This is a genomic window from Amycolatopsis sp. NPDC102522 (assembly GCF_055584485.1).
The window spans coordinates 32,129-52,763 of record NZ_JBVJLY010000034.1 but is presented as its reverse complement, the minus strand read 5'-3'; the positions used below and the strand labels follow the sequence as shown (position 1 = coordinate 52,763).

Annotated in this window: 22 protein-coding genes; 12 read left to right on the top strand and 10 right to left on the bottom strand. The window is 67.4% G+C overall.

Annotation, left to right across the window (positions count from 1 at the left end; all coding sequences use genetic code 11):
- Positions 1 to 17: 17 nt before the first annotated feature.
- Positions 18 to 692 carry an LppU/SCO3897 family protein gene (locus ACZ6YV_RS41680; RefSeq protein WP_465514908.1) on the bottom strand — a complete coding sequence of 225 codons (675 nt, stop codon included), beginning with the start codon at positions 690 to 692 and terminating at the stop codon, positions 18 to 20.
- Positions 693 to 852: 160 nt separating this feature from the next.
- On the opposite strand from ACZ6YV_RS41680, the gene ACZ6YV_RS41675 reads away from it, so the two are divergent.
- Both ACZ6YV_RS41675 and tatB read left to right on the top strand, forming a co-directional pair.
- Positions 853 to 2,394 carry a S1C family serine protease gene (locus tag ACZ6YV_RS41675; RefSeq protein WP_465514907.1) on the top strand — a complete coding sequence of 514 codons (1,542 nt, stop codon included), beginning with the start codon at positions 853 to 855 and terminating at the stop codon, positions 2,392 to 2,394.
- 55 nt (positions 2,395 to 2,449) lie between these two features.
- A complete protein-coding gene (gene tatB, locus ACZ6YV_RS41670; RefSeq protein ID WP_465514906.1) occupies positions 2,450 to 2,878 on the top strand; it encodes a Sec-independent protein translocase protein TatB in 429 nt (142 codons plus the stop codon).
- A gap of 181 nt (positions 2,879 to 3,059) precedes the next feature.
- Here the strand turns inward: tatB and ACZ6YV_RS41665 are convergent, their stop codons facing one another.
- From ACZ6YV_RS41665 to ACZ6YV_RS41650, 4 genes are read right to left on the bottom strand one after another with little or no spacing between them, the layout of a single operon-like run.
- The gene (locus ACZ6YV_RS41665) at positions 3,060 to 4,205 is read right to left on the bottom strand and encodes an Mrp/NBP35 family ATP-binding protein (protein ID WP_465514905.1); all 1,146 of its coding nucleotides are present in this window, start codon (positions 4,203 to 4,205) and stop codon (positions 3,060 to 3,062) included.
- 9 nt (positions 4,206 to 4,214) lie between these two features.
- Positions 4,215 to 4,724 (bottom strand): DUF1003 domain-containing protein, encoded by a 510-nt coding sequence (locus ACZ6YV_RS41660; protein ID WP_465514904.1) that lies wholly within the window; start codon positions 4,722 to 4,724, stop codon positions 4,215 to 4,217.
- Positions 4,717 to 6,024, bottom strand: coding sequence for a magnesium transporter MgtE N-terminal domain-containing protein (locus tag ACZ6YV_RS41655; protein ID WP_465514903.1), 1,308 nt, complete (start codon positions 6,022 to 6,024; stop codon positions 4,717 to 4,719). The genes ACZ6YV_RS41660 and ACZ6YV_RS41655 overlap by 8 nt, the downstream gene beginning before the upstream one ends.
- A gap of 44 nt (positions 6,025 to 6,068) precedes the next feature.
- Positions 6,069 to 6,980, bottom strand: coding sequence for an aminoglycoside phosphotransferase family protein (locus ACZ6YV_RS41650; protein WP_465514902.1), 912 nt, complete (start codon positions 6,978 to 6,980; stop codon positions 6,069 to 6,071).
- A gap of 89 nt (positions 6,981 to 7,069) precedes the next feature.
- Between ACZ6YV_RS41650 and ACZ6YV_RS41645 the strand changes: the two genes are divergently transcribed.
- Both ACZ6YV_RS41645 and ACZ6YV_RS41640 read left to right on the top strand, forming a co-directional pair.
- Positions 7,070 to 7,918 carry a slipin family protein gene (locus ACZ6YV_RS41645; protein WP_465514901.1) on the top strand — a complete coding sequence of 283 codons (849 nt, stop codon included), beginning with the start codon at positions 7,070 to 7,072 and terminating at the stop codon, positions 7,916 to 7,918.
- A 624-nt stretch (positions 7,919 to 8,542) separates the two neighbouring features.
- Positions 8,543 to 8,797, top strand: coding sequence for a hypothetical protein (locus ACZ6YV_RS41640; RefSeq protein WP_465514900.1), 255 nt, complete (start codon positions 8,543 to 8,545; stop codon positions 8,795 to 8,797).
- Between the two features lie 61 nt (positions 8,798 to 8,858).
- On the opposite strand, the gene ACZ6YV_RS41635 is transcribed toward ACZ6YV_RS41640, so the two are convergent.
- From ACZ6YV_RS41635 to ACZ6YV_RS41625, 3 genes are read right to left on the bottom strand one after another with little or no spacing between them, the layout of a single operon-like run.
- Positions 8,859 to 9,512, bottom strand: coding sequence for a DUF4190 domain-containing protein (locus ACZ6YV_RS41635; RefSeq protein ID WP_465514899.1), 654 nt, complete (start codon positions 9,510 to 9,512; stop codon positions 8,859 to 8,861).
- A 49-nt stretch (positions 9,513 to 9,561) separates the two neighbouring features.
- On the bottom strand, positions 9,562 to 9,936 hold the full coding sequence (locus ACZ6YV_RS41630) for a DUF4190 domain-containing protein (RefSeq protein WP_465514898.1): 375 nt from the start codon (positions 9,934 to 9,936) through the stop codon (positions 9,562 to 9,564).
- A gap of 34 nt (positions 9,937 to 9,970) precedes the next feature.
- Positions 9,971 to 10,288 carry a DUF4190 domain-containing protein gene (locus tag ACZ6YV_RS41625; RefSeq protein ID WP_465514897.1) on the bottom strand — a complete coding sequence of 106 codons (318 nt, stop codon included), beginning with the start codon at positions 10,286 to 10,288 and terminating at the stop codon, positions 9,971 to 9,973.
- 158 nt (positions 10,289 to 10,446) lie between these two features.
- On the opposite strand from ACZ6YV_RS41625, the gene ACZ6YV_RS41620 reads away from it, so the two are divergent.
- From ACZ6YV_RS41620 to ACZ6YV_RS41595, 6 genes are all read left to right on the top strand, one after another.
- Positions 10,447 to 11,643, top strand: coding sequence for an acyl-CoA dehydrogenase family protein (locus tag ACZ6YV_RS41620; protein ID WP_378240698.1), 1,197 nt, complete (start codon positions 10,447 to 10,449; stop codon positions 11,641 to 11,643).
- A gap of 60 nt (positions 11,644 to 11,703) precedes the next feature.
- Entirely contained in the window at positions 11,704 to 12,219 is a 516-nt protein-coding gene (locus ACZ6YV_RS41615; RefSeq protein ID WP_465514896.1) for a YflT domain-containing protein, read from the top strand.
- 232 nt (positions 12,220 to 12,451) lie between these two features.
- Positions 12,452 to 13,774 carry an ABC transporter substrate-binding protein gene (locus tag ACZ6YV_RS41610; RefSeq protein WP_465514895.1) on the top strand — a complete coding sequence of 441 codons (1,323 nt, stop codon included), beginning with the start codon at positions 12,452 to 12,454 and terminating at the stop codon, positions 13,772 to 13,774.
- A complete protein-coding gene (locus ACZ6YV_RS41605; protein WP_378240701.1) occupies positions 13,771 to 14,721 on the top strand; it encodes a carbohydrate ABC transporter permease in 951 nt (316 codons plus the stop codon). The genes ACZ6YV_RS41610 and ACZ6YV_RS41605 overlap by 4 nt, the downstream gene beginning before the upstream one ends.
- The gene (locus ACZ6YV_RS41600; protein WP_465514894.1) at positions 14,721 to 15,563 is read left to right on the top strand and encodes a carbohydrate ABC transporter permease; all 843 of its coding nucleotides are present in this window, start codon (positions 14,721 to 14,723) and stop codon (positions 15,561 to 15,563) included. The genes ACZ6YV_RS41605 and ACZ6YV_RS41600 overlap by 1 nt, the downstream gene beginning before the upstream one ends.
- Before the next feature lie 3 nt (positions 15,564 to 15,566).
- On the top strand, positions 15,567 to 16,748 hold the full coding sequence (locus tag ACZ6YV_RS41595) for an ABC transporter ATP-binding protein (protein ID WP_465514893.1): 1,182 nt from the start codon (positions 15,567 to 15,569) through the stop codon (positions 16,746 to 16,748).
- Positions 16,749 to 16,770: 22 nt separating this feature from the next.
- Here the strand turns inward: ACZ6YV_RS41595 and ACZ6YV_RS41590 are convergent, their stop codons facing one another.
- Positions 16,771 to 16,971, bottom strand: coding sequence for a PspC domain-containing protein (locus ACZ6YV_RS41590; RefSeq protein ID WP_465514892.1), 201 nt, complete (start codon positions 16,969 to 16,971; stop codon positions 16,771 to 16,773).
- 202 nt (positions 16,972 to 17,173) lie between these two features.
- Here ACZ6YV_RS41590 and ACZ6YV_RS41585 point away from each other — a divergent pair, with 202 nt between their 5' ends.
- Positions 17,174 to 18,097 (top strand): hypothetical protein, encoded by a 924-nt coding sequence (locus ACZ6YV_RS41585; RefSeq protein ID WP_465514891.1) that lies wholly within the window; start codon positions 17,174 to 17,176, stop codon positions 18,095 to 18,097.
- 192 nt (positions 18,098 to 18,289) lie between these two features.
- Here ACZ6YV_RS41585 and ACZ6YV_RS41580 read toward each other — a convergent pair whose 3' ends face one another.
- Positions 18,290 to 18,967 carry a TetR/AcrR family transcriptional regulator gene (locus ACZ6YV_RS41580; RefSeq protein ID WP_465514890.1) on the bottom strand — a complete coding sequence of 226 codons (678 nt, stop codon included), beginning with the start codon at positions 18,965 to 18,967 and terminating at the stop codon, positions 18,290 to 18,292.
- Between the two features lie 122 nt (positions 18,968 to 19,089).
- Between ACZ6YV_RS41580 and ACZ6YV_RS41575 the strand changes: the two genes are divergently transcribed.
- Positions 19,090 to 20,613 carry an MFS transporter gene (locus ACZ6YV_RS41575; RefSeq protein WP_465514889.1) on the top strand — a complete coding sequence of 508 codons (1,524 nt, stop codon included), beginning with the start codon at positions 19,090 to 19,092 and terminating at the stop codon, positions 20,611 to 20,613.
- Positions 20,614 to 20,635 lie beyond the last annotated feature (22 nt).

Genomic DNA, 20,635 nt, shown 5'->3' with positions numbered 1-20,635 from the left:
CGTCAGGGTTTGCTTGATCAGGGTTTGACGAAGCAGATCGTCGCGCTCTTGAACTTCGAAGTCCCGTAGCTGGCGTACGAGATGACTTCGGCCGTGCCTTCCTTGCACGGACTGTTCACCACGCTCATCTGCGGAAAGACCTCGCTGATCCTCAGCCGCGCCGAGCCGCAGTCCTTCAGCGGCGGCGGGGTCTTGCTCCCGATGTCGTCGAAGCACAACCCGACCTTGGCGTTGATCGCCAGGCACAGGGCGACGCCCTCCCCGCGCATCGGCGTCGGGACGGCGTACCTGTAGAAGCCCTCTTTGCAGTCCCAATCGCCCTTGTCGATGCCGGTGAGGCTCACCGCGTACGGCGCTTGAGGCGAGTCGCACGGCGTCTTGACCGCGTCGGCCCCTTTGCCGGATCCGGTCAGCACGACGCAGTCGCCCTCGGTCAGCTTCCCGGCCTGCTTCTCCGGCCCCGCGACCGACTTCATCACGACGACCAGGCCGATCCCGCCGCCGACCACGACGAGCGCGGCGACGAGCAGCAGCACCTTCACCTTGGTGGACAGGCCCTTCTTCTTGGGCGGCTGCTGCGGCCAGCCCTGCTGCTGAGGCCACTGCTGTTGGGGTTGAGACCACTGTTGCTGGGGCCATTGCTGGTGAGGGGCGTTCTGGGGCGGGAAAGGGGCTCCCGGGTTCTCCGACATGCCCGTTAGACTGCCAGATGTGAGACATGGTTGCCGCAAGTGTCACATTTCTTGGCGTTCCGGGGAATCAACGCGCACTTCACCGTGGTCACGGCAGAATCCAGGTCAAGGCTTGGCGTACTCTCGCGTCCGGCCAACCTGATCTCAGCCCCGGGGAATGATGACCGAGCAGCCGAACGCGAATCCGCAGCAGCCTGGTGACCCGGCGGGGGATCGGCTGGCGCCGCGCCCGCTGGCCCGGCCCGCCGTCGATCCGGCGCAGGCGGCCACGTTCGGCAGGCCGCGCGGCGTCGACGGAGCCTTCGACAAGCTGTACCAGCCCGGGACGAACGGGCAGGCCGCGCCGGGCCTGAACCTGGCGCCGCCGACACCGGAATCGCTCGCCGAGGCCTTCCGCCGCCCGCCGGGCGCCGAAGGGGTCGTGCTGGAGCGGCCGCACGGGAGCAATGGCTCCGAACTTCCCGCGAACGACGCCGACGGTCCGCTCTGGACCACGACTTCGGACCCGTGGCGCGATCCCGGCTCCGGCGCGGTGCTCGCCGGGCCCGCCGTGCAGCAGGACTCGGACGAACAGAAGGACGCGAAGCGCCCGCAAGGTGCGCTGCTGAGCCTTCCCGAGGTCCTCTTCGGGCGGCGTGTGCAGACGAAGGCGCTGGCGATCCTCGCCGCCGTCGCGCTGGTCATCGGCGCCGCGGGCGGGCTGATCGGCTGGTGGTTCGCCGACACCGGCACCGAACTGACCGGTCAGGCCAGCATCTCCGAGGCCGACGCGGCCAAGGAACGGCCGGCGGGTTCGATCGCCGACATCGCCCACCGGGTGGCGCCCGCCGTGGTCTCGCTCGAGGTGTTCAAGCCCGGCGCCGACTCCGGCCAGCAGGGCTCCGGCGTCGTCATCGACACCCAGGGCTACGTGCTCACGAACGAACACGTGATCTCCGCCGCGGCGACCGACTCGGCCACCAAGGTCACCGCCGTGTTCTTCGACGGCAGGCGCGTCGAGGCGAAGGTCGTCGGCGCCGACGCCAAAACCGACCTGGCCGTGGTCAAGGTCGACGTCAAGAACCTGACCGCGCTGCAGGTCGGGAAGTCGTCCGACCTCGCCGTCGGCGACTCGGTGATCGCCGTCGGTTCGCCGCTGGCGCTGCAGAACTCGGTCACCGCGGGCATCGTGAGCGCGCTCAACCGCCCGGTGACCGCGGGCGGCGACGGCGGCAGTTCGCCGGTGATCTACGAGGCCATCCAGACCGACGCCGCGATCAACCACGGCAACTCGGGCGGCGCGCTCGTCGACGCGACCGGCGCGCTGGTCGGGATCAACTCGGCGATCCGCTCGTCCAGCGCCGAGGGCGGCAGCATCGGCATCGGGTTCGCCATCCCGAGCGACTACGCGGTGAAGATCGCGAAAACCCTGATCAAGGACGGCAAGGTCGTCCACCCCGACATCGGCATCAACGCTTCGTCGACCGTCGCGGGCTCCAGCACCATGGGCGCGCAGGTCCGCAACGTCGCCCCCGGCGGCCCGGCCGCGTCGGCGGGGATCAAGGAAGGCGACGTGATCACCGAGGTCGGCGGGCGGCTCGTGCGCGACTCGGCGGAACTGCTCGTCGCGGTCCGCGCGCGCGAAGTCGGCGAAGTGGTCCCTGTCCGCCTTGTCCGGGATGGGTCTTCACTTGTCGTGGACGTGAAACTGGCCTCGGACTAGCGAGTCCGTGCGGGTACCCTGAACGGGGAAGACGCCGAGGCGGAGGTTCACACAGGTGTTCGAGAGTGTCGGCTGGGGCGAGATCCTCATCATCGTCGTCGCGGGTCTTTTCATCCTCGGGCCGGAACGGCTGCCCGAAGCGGCGGCCTGGCTCGCGAAGAGTGTCCGCAAGGTCCGCGATTTCACGACCGGGGCCAAGACGCAACTGCGCGAAGAGATGGGCCCGGAGTTCGACCAGCTGCGCAAGCCGCTGGAGGATCTGCGCGGCCTGCGGAACTTCGACCCGAAGCGGGTCGTGACCCAGCACCTGTTCGACGGTGACTCCGACCCGCTGGGGCTCAAGGACGTCAACGGCACCAACGGGTCCAACGGCACGAACGGTTCCAACGGGGCCTCGAAGCCCAACGGCTACCCGGCGACGGCTTCGCAGCCCGAGCCGCTGAAGCCGGGCGAGCGCCCCCCGGTCGACCCCGACGCCACCTGACCCAGCTCAAGCCTCGTGAGTGGTAACAACGGTTCTAACCGTCCTTGCCACTCACGAGTCCCTGTACCGCCGCGTCATCGCCGCTCGGCCGTCGGCAGTACGTGAAGGACCCCTTCATTGCGCCTAGCGCAATGAAGGGGTCCTTCACGTACTTGGGGAAGGTGTGAAGGGGGCCTTAAGGTCAGCGGCCCGCGGGGGTGACGTTCAGCATCATCCCGGCCAGCCCGCGCGCCCGGACGGTCAGCTTCTTCGCCGCCTCCTTGAGCACCAGCGACGCCGGCGCGTCCGGCTCGGCCAGCACGATCGGCGTGCCCGCGTCGCCGTGGGAGACCAAGCGCGGGTCCATCGGGACCTGCCCGAGCAGCGGCACGGTCGAGCCGATCGACTTCGACAGCGAGTCGGCCACGGACTGCCCGCCGCCGGACCCGAAGATCTCCATCCGCCCGCCGTCGGGCGTTTCCAGCCACGACATGTTCTCGATGACCCCGGCGACCCGCTGCCGCGTCTGCAGCGCGATCGCGCCCGCGCGTTCGGCCACCTCGGCGGCCGCCTGCTGCGGGGTGGTGACGACCAGGATCTCCGCGTTCGGGATCAGCTGCGCCACCGAGATCGCGATGTCACCGGTGCCCGGCGGCAGGTCCAGCAGCAGGATGTCGAGGTCGCCCCAGAACACGTCGGCGAGGAACTGCTGCAGCGCGCGGTGCAGCATCGGCCCACGCCACACGACGGGCTCGTTGCCGGGGGTGAACATGCCGATCGAGATGACCTTCACGCCGTGCGCCTGCGGCGGCATGATCATGGTGTCGACCTTGGTCGGCTTCTCCCGCGCGCCGAGCATCCGCGGCACCGAGTGCCCGTAGATGTCCGCGTCGACCACGCCGACGGAAAGCCCGCGCTCGGCCATCGCGGCCGCGAGGTTCACCGTCACCGAGGACTTGCCGACGCCGCCCTTGCCGGACGCGACGCAGTAGACCCGCGTCAGCGAGCCCGGCTGCGCGAAGGGGATCACCGGTTCCGTGGCGTCGCCGCGCAGGGATTTTCGCAGTTCCGTGCGTTGCTCGTCGTTCATCACGTCGAGCTCGACCCGGACGTCGCTGACGCCGGGGAGCTTCTTGACGGCTTCGGTGGTGTCGTTGGTCAGTGTCGCCTTCAACGGACAGCCGGCGACCGTCAGGTAGATCCCGACGGTGACCACACCGTCCGAGCCCACCTCCACGCCCTTGACCATGCCGAGTTCGGTGATCGGTTTCTTGATCTCCGGGTCGTACACGGCCTTCAGCGCGGTGCGGACGTCGTCGACGCTGGGGAGTTGCTGCGTACTGGTCACACGTCCATGTTACGTACCGGTAGGCGTGCGGTCGGGTTTGCCCTTGCGCGGCTTGACGTCAAGATCTTCGCGGAGACGGTCGAGTTCGCTCCGCAGGAAGTCGCGTGTGGCGACCTCGCCGACCGCGATCCGCAGTGACGCGAGCTCCCTGGCGAGGTATTCGGTGTCCGCCTTGGTCTGTTCGGCCCGGTTCCGGTCTTCCTTCAGCGAGATGCTGTCGCGGTCGTCCTGCCGGTTCTGCGCCAGCAGGATGAGCGGCGCGGCGTAGGCGGCCTGCGTCGAGAACGCCAGGTTCAACAGGATGAACGGGTACGGGTCCCACCGCAGCGAGACCGCCACCAGGTTCAGCACGATCCAGATGATGACGATCAGCGTCTGCCAGAACAGGTACTTGCCGGTGCCGAGGAACCGCGCGACCCGTTCGGTGAGCCTGCCGAAGGCGTCCGGATCGATGTTCAGCCTGAACCGGCCTTGGCCGCGGGGCTGGTCGAGCCGCCGCCCGGAAGTCAGTTCAGGCACGCTCGGCCTCCTCGGTGTCGACAGTGCTATCGCCGGTGATGTCGTGCAGCCCGGTTTCGCGCCAGTCCTCCGGGAGCAGATGGTCGAGCACGTCGTCGACGGTGACCGCGCCGAGCAGGTGGTCCTCGGCGTCCACCACGGGCCCGCAGGTGAGGTTGTAGGCGGCGAAGTAGCGGGTGACCTCGGACAACGTGGCGTTCGGCCGCAGCGCGGGCAACTGCGTGTCGACGGCGCTCGCCACCATCTCCGCGGGTGGTTCGCGCAGCAGGCGCTGGAAGTGGACGACGCCGACGAAACGCCCCGTCGGCGTTTCCGTCGGCGGACGGCAGACGAACACCATGCTCGCCAGCGCCACCGGGAGATCGGCGTTGCGGATGTGCGCGAGTGCCTCCGCGACCGTCGCGTCCGGCGTCAGCACCACCGGTTCGGGCGTCATCAGCCCGCCCGCGGTGTCGGAGGAGTACTTCAGCAGCCGCTTCACCGGCGCCGACTCCTCGGGTTCCATCAGCTCCAGGAAGCGGCTCTGTTCGGCGGGCGCCAGTTCGGCCAGCAGGTCGGCGGCGTCGTCGGGGTCCATCGCTTCGAGGATGTCGGCGGCCCGTTCCTCGGCGAGGTAGGACAGCAGTTCCTTCTGGTCGTCTTCGGGAAGCTCCTCGATGACGTCGGCGAGGTGCTCGTCGTCCATCGCGTCGGCGACCTCGTGCCGCCGTTTCAGCGGCAGGTCGCGGATGGTGGCGGCGACGTCGGCCGCGCGCATGGTGTCGAACAGCATCAGCAGCTGCGCCGCGCCCTGGGTCTGGCCGGTCAGGTCGGTGAGCCCGAGCCCGGACACCTCCGACCACGGCAGGACCTGCATCGGCGCGCGCCGCCTGCCGAGCCCGAGCCTGCTCGACCGCTCGCGGATCGCGAGTTTCGCGAGGACCCAGTCCCGGGTCCTCGTCGGCTCCATGCCGGCGTCGACGACGGTGACGCGGGTGTCCGAGCCCGTGAGCGTGGCGTACGCGTCGAACAGCTGCCCGACCACCAGCACCTCGTTGGGCCGCTGGTGGAAACGCCGCATGTTCACCGATCCGGTGGCGAGCGTGACGGCGGTGGGCTCGATCGAGGTCACGCGCAACATCGGCACGAACACGCGGCGCCTCGTCGTCAGCTCGACCACGATGCCCAGGATCCGCGGCGGTTGCTGGTCCAGGCGCAGGCCCGCCACCAGGTCACGCACCTTGCCGATCGATTCACCATCGGGCCCGAATACCGGCAAACCGGCCAGCTGGGCTGCGAATACCCTGTTCACGGCTGCCATGCCCGAAGGCTATCGGCTCCCGGGGCCCGCGACGATTCGTGTGATCACCGCAATGCCCAGGCGGCGATTCCCGGGACGGCGGCGTAGGCCGGATCTTCGGCGAGGGTCTCGTACGAGGCGCCCTCGGCGAGGTCTTCGTACAGCCAGGTCCAGTTCTGCACGGCGCGCACGAGCGTCCACGCACGGGCTCGTTCGACATCGACTCCGGCCGCCGCGGCGAACCACGCGATCTTCTCGTCCATTGTGGACTCTTCCGCGCGGTTCCAGAGGATCGAGATCGCGCCGAACTCGAGGTCACCCGAAAGCGGCTTCGGATCGATCACCAGCCACGGTTCCCGTTCCCCGGCGAGGACGTTCTCGAAGTGCAGGTCCTCGTTCACCATCAGCTCGCCGGCTTCCGGCCCGAGGTTCACGCAGATCTCCACGGCCGCGTCGACGTACTTGCGATCGAACGGCTCGCCCAGTTCGCTCCAGGTCTCCGGCAGTTCGGTGACCAGCTCCGCGGCTTCCTCGCGAAGGGATCGCTGCAGTGCTTCGGGAGCGGGAACGGCCAGCCGTCGCGCCAACGCGCCGACCGTCTCGACGGCTAGCTGGATCGGCTCGGTTTCGAGCGAGCGGGTGGCGTCGAGCCGCTCCAGGAGCAGCACGCCGTCCTGGGGCACGTTGTCATACAGCAAGACCGCGCCCTGACCGGCCCAAGTGGACAGTGCGAGCGGTTCGTCGTCGGATTCCTCGTGCGGCCAGCCGAGTTTGAGGATCGCGGGGGAGCCGTCCGCGCGGCGGACGGGCTGGGCGACACCGACGAAGCCGTGCATGGCCTCGCCGTCGTACTCGAGCTGCCATTTGGCGGTGTACTTCTCGGCGAGGAACGGGAGGGAGTCGAGCCATTCGGCGGCTCCGGGGCCGAGTTCGGCGGCGCGGTCGAGGAACTTGGGCGGGATCTTGAAACCGGTCACGAACCCACCTTGGCAGGCCTGTCCACCGTGTTTCTCCCGTGACCCGCCGGGCGTACCGTGAACAGTGAGAACAACCCCGGGGAGCAGCCATGGTGGTCGAGATTCTCAGTGTGGTCGTCGTCGCGGGCGGAGCTTGGGTCGCGGCCAGCCTTCGCGTGGTGAAGCAGTACGAACGCGGTCTCGTGTTCCGGTTCGGGCGGGTGCGCCCGGCCATCCGGGAGCCAGGGCTCGCGATGCTGGTGCCGTTCGCGGACAGGCTGCAGAAGGTCAACATGCAGATCGTCACGATGCCGATCCCCGCGCAGGACGGCATCACCCGCGACAACGTCACCGTGCGGGTGGACGCGGTCGTGTACTTCAAGGTGATCGACCCGGTGCTGGCCGCGGTCAACGTGCAGGACTACCGCTCGGCCGTCGGCCAGGTCGCGCAGACCTCGCTGCGGTCCATCATCGGCAAGAGCGACCTGGACGATCTGCTGTCCAACCGCGAACGGCTCAACGAGGGCCTGGAGCTGATGATCGACAGCCCGGCGCTGGACTGGGGCATCCACATCGACCGGGTCGAGATCAAGGACGTCGCGCTGCCGGAGTCGATGAAACGCTCGATGTCACGCCAGGCCGAAGCCGAACGCGAACGGCGGGCGCGGGTCATCTCGGCCGACGGGGAACTGCAGGCGTCGTACAAGCTCTCGCAGGCGGCCGCGACCATGGCCGACACCCCGGCGGCGCTGCAGTTGCGGCTGCTGGAGACGGTCGTGCAGGTCTCGGCGGAGAAGAACTCGACGCTGGTCCTGCCGTTCCCGGTGGAGTTGCTGCGCTTCCTCGACGCGGCCACGCCGAAGGGTGAGCCGCCTTCAGCGGCCTCCGGTGCTTCGGAGAGCAACGGCCAGGTGGCCCCAGCACCCCGCGAACCGGACTCGTCCCCGGGTGCGAGCTGAGCAGTGTCCCCGTGACGTGAAGAAGCCCCAGGCGCTTGAATCAGAGGCGACACTGGGGCGTTCGTCACTGACGGTAGCAGCTTCGGGTGCCATCCGTCGAGACCGAAGAATCCATGGTCTGGAACCTGCTGTCCGAACCCCGGATGGCCCCCTGCCTCGAGGGCGCCTCGGGAGACAAGGTCGCGGCCCTGCGGCTGTACGAGTGGAGTGCTCGAACGTCCTCCGCCGCTTTCGAGGTCGTCGGCCATCTCGAGGTGCTGCTTCGTAACGCTCTGCGCCCCCAGAGGAAGGAAACTCGGCACCAGATCATCGCTGGATTGAGCTTCGGCTTCTGGTCTGGATTGCTTGGTCCTAAGTACGAGGAGCTCTGGCGCGACTGTCTTCATCGTGCAAGTTCCGGAACCGGCTCGCGCACCACGACTCGACGATCAACGTCGACATACCCTTCGAGCTACGTCAGATCTTCGACCTGGCCGCGTACATCGACACGGATGCCGTGCGATGGCTGAAGCGGTGCAGTGGATTGATGACTGTCTATGCGCAACGGCCGGTCACGATCGATGACACCGTCGTCGTGGCGGCGAAGCACGTTTGGCCGCTCTATGAGAGCTGCGCCGCTTACGTGTGCCAATCCGGGCGGGCGTTTCGGCCGATCGGTTCGATCGCAAGATCGCCAAGGTCATCGAAGCATCAGGAGCGACCTGGACGGATGGTCGCTATCAGGTCTTCTTGCTGACCGGTCCGGGACATCCCGACCACCGGCAGTTGCGTGCGGCGCTGCCTCATCAAGGCACCGGAAGAGGCTCGGCTTTCGTGCAGCGGCAGCGCTATGTCTCGCTGCACTCGTTGGAGAACGCAATGACCACGGCAGACCTTTAGGACCTGGTACCTGATTGCGGTACTTGCACGCTCACCTACCGCAATCAGGTGCCGAACTCCGCTAATCAAGCTCGCCGTTGACGCCCAAAACGATCAACGTCCCGAAGAACCCGACGTACAGCGCGAGCACGACATAGCCGATGATCACCGCCGCGAGCGCCATGCTGCGCCCGCCGGCCTCGCCCCGGTTCGCCTTCGCCAGCCCGATGTGCCCCAGGATCAGCCCGACGACCACGGTCACGCACGAGCAGATCCCGACGAGCGAACAGACCAGCCCGGCGACCGCCATCCCGTTGTCCTGTGAACGCGGCGCCGCCGTCGCCCCGTACGGGTTGTACGGCTGGCCGTACGGCTGCGCGGGGTACGCGACAGGCAGAGGCGCGGGCGCGTACATCGGAGGAGCCAATGGGTCCGGAGCCGCGAAGGACGGCTCGGGCGGCGGAACGGGCTCGGCGGTCAGCGGGTCGATGGCCTGCGCGAACGGCTCTGAAGGAGCAGGCGGGACCTCGGCCGAAGGCACCTCGAACGGAGCGGGCGGCGAGAACGGCGGAGGCGGCGAGAACGGCGCCGGCGGCTGGAACTGCTGCGGTTCCGCGGGCGACGGGCTCGACACAGTCTCGGACGACGCCGACGACGACGAAGTCGGGTCCGAGAAAGTGTTCGAGTCGGTGTAGGACGACGTCGACGGTGTGTCCTGCGGGTCGGAACTGCTCATCCGGTGGGCCCCCTGGTTCGTGCGGGACCCCACCGTATCTCCGAACGGGTCAAGAGACGCCCGCGGCACCGATCGCGAACACCACGAAAACGAACCACAGGATGACCGGGATCAGCCACAGCCCGGTGACCACGTAGCCGATGATCATCCCGGCCTGTGCCATGCCCTGGCCACCCGCTTCGCCGCGTTTGGCCTTCGAGAGCGCGATGTGCCCGAAGACGATCCCCAGGATCGCCGGGAAACACATGATCAGCCCGATCAGCGAGCACACCAGCGACGCCACCGCCATGCCCTGGTCCGGCGGCCGCACGTAGGGCTGCTGGACGTAGTACTGCTGCGGCGGTTGGTACGGCTGGAGACCGTAGGGCTGCTGGAACTGCCCGGAGGGCTGTTGCTGCCCGTACGGGTCGTGCGGATTCGTCATGTGGGGTCCCCTCGTCGGCCTTGGACCGTAGTCGTCAGCGGAAAGCCCCGTGTTTCGCGGCGACGTTCAGCAGGACCGGGATCGCGATGGCGTACAGGACGATCATCAGGTATCCGACGATGAAGGCGGCCAGCGCCATGCCCTTGCCGCCCGCCTCGCCGCGCCGGGCCTTCGCGAAGGCGACGTGGCCCAGGACGATCCCCGGGATCACGGACACCAGCCCGATCAGCCCGAAGAGTGAAAAGATCAGGGCGGCGATCGCCAGGCCTGAGTCCTTGTTCCGCGCCGGAGCCTGGTTCGGAAAGCCGTACTGCTGTTGCGGCGGGAATCCGCCAAAGGGCTGCTGAGCCATGTTCGTCCCCCTCGGACTGTGATCGGCCTGTCACTGTAGTGCCATGGTCTCGGATGGCGTACGCGTGACTGCGCTCATAGCGAGGTCCCCGGTCAGGCGTCATACTCACCGGTAACCCAGCGCCGGGAGCCCGGTGCGCGCGAATTTAGGGAGCAGCGATGGCTCGCCTCGCCCAGACCGCCGGCTTGACCGACGTGCAGTCCGAAATCCTGGCCACGGTCCGCCAGTTCGTGGACAAGGAGGTCATCCCGCGCGCGCAGGAGCTCGAGCACTCCGACAGCTATCCCACCGACATCGTCGAGGGGATGAAGGAGATGGGCCTGTTCGGGCTCACCATCCCGGAGGAGTACGGCGGCCTCGGCGAATCGCTGCTGACCTACGCGCTCGTGGTCGAGGAGATCGCGCGCGGCTGGATGAGCGTCTCCGGCGTGATCAACACGCACTTCATCGTGGCGCACATGATCTCCCGGCACGGGACGCCGGAGCAGAAGCAGCACTTCCTGCCCAGGATGGCGACCGGCGAGGTGCGCGGCTCCTTCTCGATGTCCGAGCCGGACCTCGGCTCCGACGTCGCCGCGATCAAGACCCGCGCCCGCAAGACCGACGACGGTTACGTCATCGACGGCTCGAAGATGTGGCTGACCAACGGCGGCAGCTCCAACCTGATCGCGCTGCTCGTCAAGACCGACGAAGGCGCCGAGAAGGCCCACCAGAACCTGACCACGTTCCTGGTCGAGAAGCCCGAGGGCTTCGGCGAGGTCGCGCCCGGCCTCACCATCCCCGGCAAGATCGACAAGATGGGCTACAAGGGCGTCGACACCACCGAAGCCGTTTTCGACGGCTACGAGATCGGTGCCGACAAGGTCCTCGGCGAGGCTCCGGGCAAGGGCTTCGCGTACATGATGGACGGTGTCGAGGTCGGCCGGGTCAACGTCGCCGCGCGCGCCTGCGGCATCGCGATCCGCGCTTTCGAGCTGGCGGTGGAGTACGCCCAGCAGCGCAAGACCTTCGGCAAGGCGATCGCCGAGCACCAGGCGGTGGCGTTCAAACTCGCCGAGATGGCCACCAAGGTCGAGGCCGCGCACCTGATGATGGTCAACGCCGCCCGCCTCAAGGACTCCGGCGAGCGCAACGACGTCGAGGCAGGCATGGCGAAGCTGATCGCGAGCGAGTACTGCGCCGAGGTCACCCAGGACTCGTTCCGCATCCACGGCGGCTACGGCTACTCCAAGGAGTACGAGATCGAGCGCCTGATGCGCGAGGCGCCGTTCCTGCTCATCGGCGAGGGCACCAGCGAGATCCAGAAGACCATCATCAGCCGCGGTCTGCTCCGCGAGTACAAGTCCCGCTCCTGAACGTTCGCGCCTTTCGCCCGTCCTTGAGAAGATGGACCGGGACGGGCGAGAGGTGATTACGTGAGTGCTCCCTTTGGTGGAGGCGGCCGGGCCGCGGGCGGGCTGCCCAGGCTGCCGACCCCGCCTTCCGGCTGGCCGATCGGCTCCTACGCGACGTACGGCGAAGCGCAGCACGCCGTCGATTTTCTCGCGGAGAAGGAATTCGGGGTCGCCGACGTGACCATCGTCGGCGTCGACCTGGTGCTCGTCGAGCGCATCCTCGGCAGGCTGAGCTGGGGCCGAGTGCTGGGCACCGGCGCGGTGTCGGGCGCGTGGTTCGGCCTGATCATCGGGTTGCTGCTGGGCATGTTCAACAACCAGGGTTTCGCCTGGCAGCCCATGATCGGCGGGCTCCTGCTCGGCATCCTGGCGTGGACGGTCTTCGCGGCGATCAGCTACAGCATGTCGCGCCGCGACTTCTCCTCCGCCAGCCAGCTGGTCGCCGGGCGTTACGACGTGCTCTGCCAGCCGCGTTCGGCCGAACAGGGCCGGGAGCTCCTCGCCCAGCTCGCGCTGGGCGGCCGTCCCGCAGGATGACGCGGTGACATTCGGCGGTACTCGTTCACCTGTTCGTCGTGCAGTCCGCTGAATCGTTACCGATACTGCTTGCGGGCGGTGATCGCCCGGAATAGGTTGCACAACACCAGTCGGGCGGTCATGTACTCCAGCGTGTCCGCCCGAGCACTAGCACGTCGGGGTGCTGGCGCGCGGGCTTCTTCAACGCGTCCTAGTGCTTGCGTATCCCAGCGTGCGCGGGTGAGGAGGCCTCATGGGGAAGAGGATGAGCGCGAGCCGGAGGGGCCGCTCACCAGGCCGCACCGGCTCGCTACTCGGCGCGACAGCGCTGACGGTCGGCCTGCTGGCGGGCTGCGGTTCGGATGCCGGCCTGAAGATCAACGTCTACTACGCGCCCGAAGACAACTTCCAGTCCGTTGTGGACGATTGCACCAAGGCCTCGGGCGGGCGGTACGAGGTCGTCTACAACAAGCTCCCGCGTCCGGCCGACGGCCAGCGGGAACAGATGGTGCGCCGCCTGGCCGCCGGGGACGATTCGCTCGACGTCCTGGGGCTGGACGTCACCTGGGTCGCCGAGTTCGCCGAGGCGGGCTGGGCCGACGAATGGACGGGTGAAGCGAAGGCCGAGGCGACCGCGGGCGTCCTGCCCGGGCCGCTCGAAACCGCCACGTGGAACGGAAAACTCTACGCGGCGACCAAGAACACCAACGTCCAGCTGCTCTGGTACGACGACAGGCTGACCCCGGCGCCGCCGAAGACCTGGGACGAGATGATCGACCAGGCCAAGGCGCTCAAGGCACAGGGCAAACCGGCGAACGTCGTGTTCACCGGCGCGCAGTACGAAGGTCTCGTCGTCATCTACAACACGCTCGTCGAATCGGCGGGCGGCAAGATCCTCTCCGACGACGGCAAGTCCGTGGTGATGGACGAGGGCGCGATCAAGGCGCTGGAGATGCTCAAGAAGGTCACCACGGCCGGGATCACCGACCCGTCGCTGACCAACTCCAAGGAGGACGAGGTCCGCCAGGCCTTCCAGCGTGGCAACGCCGCCTTCGAATTGAACTGGCCGTTCGTCTACGCCTCCTACGCCAAGGAGAAGAAGGCCGAACTGCAGCACTTCAAGTGGACCACCTATCCGCGGTTCGAAGCGGACAAGCCCGCCAAGACCACGATCGGTGGCTACAACCTGGCGGTCAGCTCGACTTCGAAGCACAAGGCCGAGGCCTACGAGGTCGCGCTGTGCCTGCGCAACGAGAAGAACCAGAAGTTCTCCGCGCTCAAGGACGGCGTCCCGCCGACGCTCGAATCGCTCTACACCGACACGGTCCCCCTCGACGCGACGGCGGGCGTGAGCGACGACAACCCGAGCATGGACACGAAGTACCCGATGCGGGAAACGATTCTGGACGCGCTCAAGGACGCCGCGGTGCGCCCGCTGACCCCGGCGTACCAGAACGCTTCGACCGTGTTGTCGAAGGTGCTTTCCCCGCCTTCCGAAATCGATCCGCGGAAAACAGCTGAGAAGCTGAAGAAAGAACTCGCCGACGCGCTCGAGTCGAAGGGGGTGATCCCGTGACCGTGCAGGAAACCGCCGGTTCGGCGACCGAAAGCAAGCCGGGCAAGAAGGCGAAACCCGTTCTCAGTGAAGGAAAGAAGGCCGAGCGCAGACTCGGGCTCTGGCTCTGTGCCCCGGCGGCGTTCGTGATGATCGCCGTCACCGGGTATCCGATCATCTACTCGATCTGGCTTTCGCTGCAGCGCTACGACCTCAGGTTCCCGGCGCAGCAGGAGTTCGTCGGTCTCGACAACTACGTTTCGGTGCTGACCAACGGCTATTGGTGGACGGCGTTCGGGACGACGATGGGGTTGACCATCGTTTCGGTGGTGATCGAGTTCGTCCTGGGCATGGGCCTGGCGCTGATCATGCACCGGACCCTTGTCGGACGGGGCCTCGTGCGGACGGTCGCCCTGATCCCGTACGGCATCGTGACGGTGGTCGCGGCGTTCTCCTGGTACTACGCCTGGACGCCGGACACGGGCTACCTGGCCAACCTGTTCTTCCCCGACAGCGCGCCGCTGACCCAGTACGGATCCTCGCTGGTGATCATCGTGCTGGCCGAGGTGTGGAAGACGACGCCGTTCATGGCGCTGCTGCTGATGGCGGGGCTGGCGCTGGTGCCGGACGACCTGCTGAAGGCCGCGGCGATGGACGGCGCGACGGCGTGGCAGCGGTTCACCAAGGTGATGCTGCCGGTGATGAAACCGGCGATCCTGGTGGCGTTGCTGTTCCGGACCTTGGACGCGTTCCGCATCTTCGACAACATCTTCGTGCTCACCAACGGCGCGCAGGACACGTCTTCGGTGTCGATGCAGACCTACAACAACCTGGTCAAGGGGTTGAACCTCGGGATCGGGTCGACGATGGCCGTGCTGATCTTCATCACGGTGGCGATCATCGCGTTCCTCTTCATCAAGGTGTTCGGCACGGCCGCACCCGGCAGTGACAATGGGGGTAAGCGCTGATGGCCATCGGTGGAGCGGTCACTACCGGCCGCAAAGTCAAATGGGGCCTCGTCGACATCCTGGTCCTGGTGTTCGCGCTGTTCCCGGTGCTCTGGGTGGTCTCGCTTTCGTTCAAGACCAAGGAAACCCTGAACGACGGCAACTTCATCCCGTCGGAATGGACGTGGCAGAACTACGCCGACATCTTCAAGACCACGGAGTTCATCCGGGCGCTGGTGAACTCGATCGGGATCGCGATCATCGCGACGGTGATCGCGGTCGTCCTCGGCACGATGGCGGCGTACGCGATCGCGCGGCTGGACTTCCCCGGCAAGCAGGTACTGGTCGGGATGTCGCTGCTGATCGCGATGTTCCCGCAGGTTTCGCTGGTGACGCCGTTGTTCAACATCGAACGTGAGCTGGGGTTGTTCGACACCTGGCCGGGGCTGATCCTGCCCTACATCACGTTCGCGCTGCCGCTGTCGATCTACACGCTTTCCGCGTTCTTCCGGGAAATCCCGTGGGAGCTGGAAAAAGCGGCGAAGATGGACGGCGCGACCCCGGCGCAGGCGTTCCGGAAGGTGATCGCGCCCCTGGCGGCACCGGGGGTGTTCACCACCGCGATCCTGGTGTTCATCTTCTGCTGGAACGACTTCCTGTTCGCGATCTCGCTGACCTCGACCGAGGCCTCGCGCACGGTCCCGGCGGCGCTGTCGTTCTTCACGGGGTCCTCGCAGTTCGAAGATCCCACCGGGACGATCTCCGCGGCCGCCGTGGTGATCACCGTCCCGATCATCTTGTTCGTGTTGTTCTTCCAGCGTCGCATCGTGGCGGGGCTGACGTCCGGTGCGGTGAAGGGCTGACCCATGGCTGAAATCGTTCTCGAAAAGGTGTCCAAGAAGTACCCCGACGGCGCCCTCGCGGTGTCCGAAGTGGACATCACGATCGCCGACGGCGAGTTCATCATCCTGGTCGGCCCGTCCGGCTGCGGTAAGTCCACGACCCTGAACATGGTCGCGGGACTGGAGGACATCTCCTCCGGCGAACTGCGCATCGACGGCAAGCGCGTCAACGAGAAGGCGCCAAAGGACCGTGATATCGCGATGGTGTTCCAGTCCTACGCGCTGTATCCGCACATGAGCGTGCGGGAGAACATGGCGTTCCCGTTGCGGCTGGCGAAGGTCGACGACCGTATCGTGCGGGCCAAGGTCGACGAGGCCGCGCAGATCCTCGATCTGACGGGGCATCTGGACCGCAAGCCGGCGAACCTCTCCGGCGGGCAGCGGCAGCGCGTCGCGATGGGGCGCGCGATCGTCCGCAACCCCAAGGCGTTCCTGATGGACGAACCACTGTCCAACCTGGACGCGAAGCTACGCGGCCAGATGCGGACCTCGGTGTCGAAGATCCAGAAACAGCTGGGCACGACGACGCTCTACGTCACGCACGACCAGACCGAGGCGATGACCCTCGGCGACAGGGTCGTCGTGCTCCGGGCGGGCTACGTGCAGCAGATCGGGTCGCCGCAGTTCCTTTACGACAACCCGGCGAACCTGTTCGTGGCCGGGTTCATCGGCAGCCCGTCGATGAACTTCGTGCCCGCCACGCTGGAGAACGGCACCGCCCGCAGCGCGCTGGGCGACATCCCGCTCACCGACCGGGTGCGGCAGCTGGCCGAGGCCGCCGACGCCCCGCGTGAGGTCATCGTCGGCATCCGGCCGGAGCACTTCGAGGACGCCGCACTGGTGGACGCGTCCGCGCGTCAGGGCGGGGCGACGTTCACCGCCCACGTGGACGTCCTCGAGTCGATGGGTTCGGAGAAGTTCGCGCACTTCACGGTCGAGGGGGAGGCCGCGTCGTCGTCCGACCTCGCGGATCTCGCCGCCGACAGCGGATCCTCCGACGTTCCGGGCGCCGAGTCGCAGATCGTTGCCAGGCTCTCGGCGGCGTCTTCGGCCGCGGAGAACCAGAACATCGACCTCTGGTTCGACGCGGACAAGATCAAGCTGTTCGACGGGGCCAGCGGCAAGAACCTGACCTACACCGCGTGAGGCGGGCTCGTCCTGCCCGGGATCAGTATTCGCTCTCGGGCAGGGCGAGCCACAGCACGAGATAGACGATGAACTGCGGGCCGGGCAGCAGGCAGGACAGCACGGCCAGCAGGCGGACCTTGCCCGGCGTGGTGCCGAAACGCTTGGCGATACCGGCGCAGACGCCGCCGATCATGCGGCCCTGGCGCGGTCGGGTCAGGCGGGCGGCGATGGGATGGCTCACGGGTTCGTCCCTCTCTCGTCTTCACGTTGTGTGAAACCCATTTTCGTCGGGTGACGGCCCGGCCGCATCCCACTGCGGAACGAAACACACCCCTAGTGGACGTGAAGCCGGGGTAAAGAACCCACCTGGGAAAACGTGGCGGACCCTGTGTTCTTCGCCCGTAGGGGGTGGTGTTCCGGGATCTTTTGACGATACTTCTCCGGTGCCCCCGAAGAGACTGATCGCAGGACTCTGTGGCCTGTTCCTCGCCGCGGCCTGCGGCACGCCGGAACCGGCGGCGACACCGTCACCGACCACGGCGGACGAGGCCCTGACTGCTTCCGAAGCGCTCGGCGAGTACCCGTCGCTCGACTACTGCAGCCTTGTCGACCAGCGAAAAGTGATCGCCGGCGGAAACGCGGTCAAACCGCCCTTGAGCTCTTTCGAGTTCTGCCGCCTGGAATTCGTCGAGGGCGCCACCCGCTACACCGTGACCACCGGCCCGATCACCTCCGGGCAGGACCCGAACAACCAGCCCTACGACTACGGCGGGCCGTTGCCGGAGGGGGTCAGCGTCCAGCAGTCGACGTTCAACGAGGACACCGCTTGCACGCGGCTGCTGACCTTCGCCGAGGGAATCAGGCTGTCCATCGTCGTCACCTCCGACAACACGGCGCCCGCCGACCAGACCGGCCGCTGCCGGATCGCCGACGCGGGCGTCGGCAGCGCGGCGGAGGCGATCACCGCGGGCAAGGTCGGGAGGTTGAACCTCGACCAGCGCTCGTGGGGCCGCGTCGCCCCGTGCGCACCCCTCGACCAGCACGAACTCGACACCGCCGCCGGTCCGGAGACCAAACCCGCCCCGGCGCTGTCCGGGCACAGCTGTATCCGCGGGAAGGTCAGCTTTTCGCTGTCGGTGGGGGCGGACACCTCGCCGGGCGCGACGGAGGCGCTGGGCGGGCGGCAGGTCCAGGTCGCCATGTCGGGCGCGTTCTGCCAGGTGACCACGCACCGGCCGATCCCGGGCACCCCGGAGCGGGTCGAGCAGGCGGTGCTCTCCGTGGTCGGCGTCGACGGGGCGCCGGAAGAGGCCACGTGCGCCTCGGCTCGGGAAGTCGCGGTGGCGGTGTTCCCGAAGCTCCCCTGAGCCCTCCACGCCCGGATCCCGCTTCACCTCACGTGACCGAAGGCGGAACTCGCGTGCTTGGACACGGAACTCGCGTGTCTGGGGGCGGGACTCGCGTGATTGAAGGCGGAACACGCCTGACGACGTGAGTCCCGTGTCTGATCACGTGAGTCCCGTGTCCAGACACGCGAGTTTCGTGTCTGGACACGTGGGTCAGCGGAGCTTGGGCAGCCGGAAGGAGCACATGACTTCCTCCAGCGCCTCGACGTCCAGCGGCGGATGCGGCAGCGGGGTGGCGCGGCCGGGTTCGGCGCGCAGGCCGTCCAGCAGCATCGCGAGGCACCGGCGCCACAGGTCGGGCTGGATACCGTGCGTGAACTCGATGACCGAGCCGACCATCTGGTGCAGCAGCGGCATGTCCGTCGGCACGATGTCCGCGCGGAGGGCCCCCGCCGCCTGAGCCCGCTCGACGAGCTGTGTGATCAACGGCACCATGCGTGCTTTCGCCTCGGCGACACGCTCGTGGCCGAAGACGTTCGACAGCATGACTTCTCGTAACCCGCGGTCACCGGCGTGGAGTTCGGCCGCGCGCCAGGTGAAACCGGTGAACCCCTCCCAGGGGTCTTCGGCGCGAAGCGCCTCTTCGGCGAACTCGCGGATCGTCTCGAACTGGTCGACGAACATGGCCTCGACCAGGTGTTCCTTACTCGGGAAACGCCGGTAGACGGTGCCGACGCCGACGCCGGCGTGATGCGCGACGTCGTCGAGAGTCGCTTCGAGCCCGCGCTCGCCGAAGACATCGCGTGCCGCCGCGATGATGCGCTGCCGATTGAGTTCAGCGTCGCGCCGCAGCGGCCGCGCCGGTGCGGCGGGAGCGAGGTCCCGAGCCATTCGTCCAGCTTAACAAATGAAGTAGAGGACAGTTCTCCACTTCTTGTGTACCTTGGGCGGCGAAAGGGGAGATACCTACTCCACATAGCTTCTTCGTCACTATCGGTGAGGAAACCGCCCGTATGCCTGACTCATCCACCGCTGTCGCCGTGCCGCCGGGGGACGCGGCCGCACAGCACACCAACCCGCACCACGCCAGGAGATGGCTGATCCTGGTGATGATCGGCCTCGCCCAGCTGATGGTGGTGCTCGACGCCACCGTCGTGAACATCGCGCTCCCGTCGGCGCAGCAGGACCTCGGCTTCTCGAACGACGCCCGCCAGTGGGTCGTCACCGCCTACGCGCTCGCGTTCGGCAGCCTGCTCCTGCTGGGCGGACGGCTCGCGGACCTCTTCGGCCGCAAACGTGCCTTCCTGGTCGGGCTCGCCGGCTTCGCCATCGTGTCCGCGATCGGCGGCGCCGCGAACAGCATCGAGATGCTGCTCATCGCCCGCGCCGCTCAAGGTGTCTTCGGCGCCCTTCTCGCTCCGGCGGCCCTTTCGCTGCTGACAACGACCTTCACCGACCCGAAGGAGCGCGGTAAGGCCTTCGGTGTCTTCGGCGCGATCGGTGGTGGCGGCGCGGCGATCGGCCTGCTGCTCGGCGGCGTGCTGACCGAATACCTCGACTGGCGCTGGTCGATGTACGTCAACATCGTCTTCGCGGTGATCGCGTTCGCCGGTTCGTTCGTGCTGCTGAAGAACTCCGAGACCGACGGCCCGCGCCCGAAGCTCGACATCCCGGGCACGATCACCGCGTCGGCCGGTCTGTTCGCGCTGGTCTACGGCTTCGCGAACGCCGAGCGCGATTCGTGGTCCGCGGTCTCGGTGTGGGGCTTCCTCGCCGCCGGTGTCGTGCTGCTCGCCGCGTTCGTGGTGATCCAGCAGCGGGCCGAACACCCGCTCCTGCCGCTGCGCGTGCTGCTCGACCGTGACCGCGGCGGCTCGTACCTCGCGATGTTCCTGCTCGCCATCGGGATGTTCTCGATTTTCCTGTTCCTCACCTTCTACATCCAGCTGAACCTCGGGTTCACGCCGGTGCAGAGCGGGGTCGCGTTCCTGCCGATGGTGGCCACCCTGATGGCCAGCGCGACGTCGGCGACGGCGGTGCTACTGCCGAAGTTCGGCGCGAAACCGTTGGTGTCACTGGGAATGCTGATCGCCGGAGCCGGACTGTTCTGGCTCTCGGCCATCGACACCACCAGCACGTACGCCGACGGGGTGCTGTTCCCGCTGATGATCATGGGCATCGGTATCGGCCTCGCGATGGCGCCCGCGATGAGCGTCGCGACCTTCGGCGTCGACACGCACGACGCCGGTGTCGCGTCGGCGGCGGTCAACACCGCGCAGCAGGTCGGCGGTTCGATCGGGACCGCGCTGCTGAGCACGCTGGCCGGTAACGCGGCGACGTCGTTCCTGGTCGGGAAGGTGGCGACGCCGCAGCTCGCGGCCGAAGCGGCCGTGCACAGTTACACGACCGCTTTCGTATGGGGCGGGTGGATCTTCGTCGCGGGTGCGGTGATCTGCGGGCTGCTGCTGCGGTCGGGTGCCCCGGCGAAGGCGCCCGAAGGTGCTTCGGAAGGCGCACCGGTCGCCGTGCACATGTAGCAACCGGGGGATGAGATGAACG

Bases quoted from the DNA above. Each gene is read 5' to 3' on its own strand.
- ACZ6YV_RS41680 (WP_465514908.1), bottom strand. From the start codon at position 692: ATGTCGGAGAACCCGGGAGCCCCTTTCCCGCCCCAGAACGCCCCTCAC.
- ACZ6YV_RS41675 (WP_465514907.1), top strand. From the start codon at position 853: ATGACCGAGCAGCCGAACGCGAATCCGCAGCAGCCTGGTGACCCGGCG.
- ACZ6YV_RS41655 (WP_465514903.1), bottom strand. From the start codon at position 6,024: ATGGCAGCCGTGAACAGGGTATTCGCAGCCCAGCTGGCCGGTTTGCCG.
- ACZ6YV_RS41645 (WP_465514901.1), top strand. From the start codon at position 7,070: ATGGTGGTCGAGATTCTCAGTGTGGTCGTCGTCGCGGGCGGAGCTTGG.
- ACZ6YV_RS41635 (WP_465514899.1), bottom strand. From the start codon at position 9,512: ATGAGCAGTTCCGACCCGCAGGACACACCGTCGACGTCGTCCTACACC.
- ACZ6YV_RS41630 (WP_465514898.1), bottom strand. From the start codon at position 9,936: ATGACGAATCCGCACGACCCGTACGGGCAGCAACAGCCCTCCGGGCAG.
- ACZ6YV_RS41625 (WP_465514897.1), bottom strand. From the start codon at position 10,288: ATGGCTCAGCAGCCCTTTGGCGGATTCCCGCCGCAACAGCAGTACGGC.
- ACZ6YV_RS41620 (WP_378240698.1), top strand. From the start codon at position 10,447: ATGGCTCGCCTCGCCCAGACCGCCGGCTTGACCGACGTGCAGTCCGAA.
- ACZ6YV_RS41610 (WP_465514895.1), top strand. From the start codon at position 12,452: ATGGGGAAGAGGATGAGCGCGAGCCGGAGGGGCCGCTCACCAGGCCGC.
- ACZ6YV_RS41600 (WP_465514894.1), top strand. From the start codon at position 14,721: ATGGCCATCGGTGGAGCGGTCACTACCGGCCGCAAAGTCAAATGGGGC.
- ACZ6YV_RS41595 (WP_465514893.1), top strand. From the start codon at position 15,567: ATGGCTGAAATCGTTCTCGAAAAGGTGTCCAAGAAGTACCCCGACGGC.
- ACZ6YV_RS41580 (WP_465514890.1), bottom strand. From the start codon at position 18,967: ATGGCTCGGGACCTCGCTCCCGCCGCACCGGCGCGGCCGCTGCGGCGC.
- ACZ6YV_RS41575 (WP_465514889.1), top strand. From the start codon at position 19,090: ATGCCTGACTCATCCACCGCTGTCGCCGTGCCGCCGGGGGACGCGGCC.